Genomic DNA, 2,574 nt, shown 5'->3' on the forward strand with positions numbered 1-2,574 from the left:
TTGAAGCGAGATCGTGTTAGAGGATTACCTGAGTGTGCAACCTACGTTCGAGTTCCGACAATTCAAGCGGCTAAACGCATAAAAGAGCGCATTTGTCGTCTTACTGGAGATGATGTCTTAGTTGTTGTTTCCAGAGATGATGACCCTAACTCGAACTCTAACTCTTCCTCAAATCAAAGCTCTAGCGAACTCATTGAAAAGTTCGCAGCAGAAACAGGTCCAGCAGCAAGATCATGGATAGTTGGTGTGGGAATGTTGGGTGAAGGAGTTTCGATTCATCGTCTGAAATACCGCATTCATGCTACTAATATTCGCGCCCCTCTATCTTTTATGCAAGATCTGGGGCGTTTGTTGCGTAAATTTCCAGAAGATTCACCAGAAGCTGTGGAAACACTCATTCCTGCACACCCCACACTCATTGATTTAGCAATAAGTGTGATGGATGAAGTTGCTCATGTGATTCGAGAAAAAAAGGAAAAAGAATTCGAAGATGAAAACAGTGATAGTGATGGGGAAGGAAACAGAAAAACACTCCTCTCCTCCTTTGAGCCACTCGCTTCTACTGGAGAGTTAGCAACGCAGATCGTAGATGGAGAAGAGATTTCTGACGAGTATACTAATGTTGCTGAATGGGCAGTAGCAAACAAGGAAATTTGGCGACGTTGGGGGGAAACTCCTGCTCATCTGGCACAAATGCTTCAACGAGACCAACCATTATTTAATCTGCTGCGTAATGAGTATCAATCAACTATCAAGCCAATAAACAGTAACCGCAAAACCTATTCTACAGAGGATGTTCCTCAAGGCTTTCCTTCTGAATACTCAAGTTTGTTGTCAAATGATAAACTTGAATATGCTCGTAAACAAGCTCATCAAAAAGCGAAGCGTTTATCCTATATTCTATATCCCAACACTGCTAACGACCAAGAGCGAGCGGAAAGAATCAAGGAAATTCACACTAAAGCCAAACAGAAACATACTCTTCCACTCAAAGATTTTATTGGTCATAAAGGATGGGAGCAAATCTATGTATGGCTTTGTGACCGCATTGCTGATGCTAAACAACGCAAAGAGACAGAGGATTTGTAATGGAAGAAAAATTCAACACAATTGACCCAACCCAAGGTAATTTACCCAAAACAGCCGTTATCAATAAAGTTAACTCAGAAGACGACCGACTACCTGAAGAAGAGCATGAAAAAGCAGTGAAAGCTTTCTTTGTCTCTGATGGTATAGCCTCTGGAATTGGCAAAGATTTAGCATTTGTTGATAAGATTCCTCAGTTTCTCAATGAAATCATTGAGAACAAGTCTTGGGAGTGTCTATATGTTGCTAAGGGAGTTGTTACTCCTTACTACTGTTGCTATATCCAAGGCACTGATTCTGAGAACTTTCAAGAATTTATAACTGCCAAACGCCCTAATGGTTTAGAAACCAGTGTGGAGACGTTAGACAGGGTACTACAGGCAGATTTGGAAGTACAGAGGAAATTCCGAACGATTATCTATCAAGCAGCGGAGCCGCAGAGAGACGAATATGGGAAATATAAGCTTATACCGACCCATAGTGACTATGGGTCGGTAAAATCTGCACAACAAGAACGCATTCGTGCTGCAAACCGAGCAGCAGAAGCCATTCCAGAGATAGGATACTTACTGGACAGAGGATTAATCGCCATAGATGTTGCTGCTAAATTAGGTCGTAACATTAAAGATCCTAATCATCTTACCGCCGAAGAACGGGAGTACCTCGATAAGCGAGATTTAGTTGGTGTTCGGCTGAGACAGTACATATATACTAACCCAATTCCCGAAGATGAGGACAAAGAGCCTGCCTATAGCCGAGAGCTAAATCGTTTTGTCAAGGACTTATTGGGGGTTAAAGACCGTTCCAAGTCCGTGCGGATGGATCATCCCAAGAAAGCAGCAGAGAAACTTCTTCAGTTCTATCAAAACGAAAAACTCAAGGAGCTGATAGATTACTTGAGTGAAAAGCTAGAGCCTCCTTTTGACGAAACTGAACAACTCGTTGATAATCATAACAACTCTACTGACAATACTTCTTCAAACACTAGTAATACTGACAGTTCTTCACAGGAAAATTTGAAGTCTCATACCCTTAGCGTTAGCAATGGAAGTGCAGCTGTCGGTGTGGATACAACCAATCAACAACAACCACTTCCTCAGGAAAAGCCATCTAACGATGTCAATGCTAATGATACTGACCCATCGCAGCAGGGAGAGAGGATAGATCTTGTTAATGGAACTTCGGGCGGTGACCGCCGAAAGTCTGACTTAACTGAAAGACAACCTACCGAGGAGCATTTTCCACAACCCTTACCTCAAGATATGTATTTAACCCTAGATGAATTGGCTCAGCGTTTGAAGAGATCAAAAGAAACAGTAAGGAGCGCTATTTACAAAAAACGAGAAAATTTTTCAGCATGGACTCAAAATCTAGACCCAGAGGGCATTACTTGTGGGCTATTTTTCAGACTACAAAAATTGACATATAAACTGCATGAACTTTTATCGGCATAAGGGATTCAAACTCAACAGCCTAGGCAGTGCCTAA

The 2,574-nt window shown here is 41.9% G+C and carries 1 protein-coding gene and 1 pseudogene; both read left to right on the plus strand.

Going from position 1 to position 2,574, the window contains the following annotated elements; genetic code table 11:
- Positions 1-1,089, plus strand: a pseudogene (locus F6K37_RS37830) (hypothetical protein); the annotation flags it as partial.
- Positions 1,089-2,540, plus strand: coding sequence for a hypothetical protein (locus F6K37_RS37835; RefSeq protein WP_287256179.1), 1,452 nt, complete (start codon positions 1,089-1,091; stop codon positions 2,538-2,540). The pseudogene F6K37_RS37830 and the gene F6K37_RS37835, both read left to right, overlap by 1 nt.
- Positions 2,541-2,574: the final 34 nt, after the last annotated feature.

The sequence above is a fragment of the Moorena sp. SIO4E2 genome, from assembly GCF_010671945.1.
GTDB lineage: Bacteria > Cyanobacteriota > Cyanobacteriia > Cyanobacteriales > Coleofasciculaceae > Moorena > Moorena producens.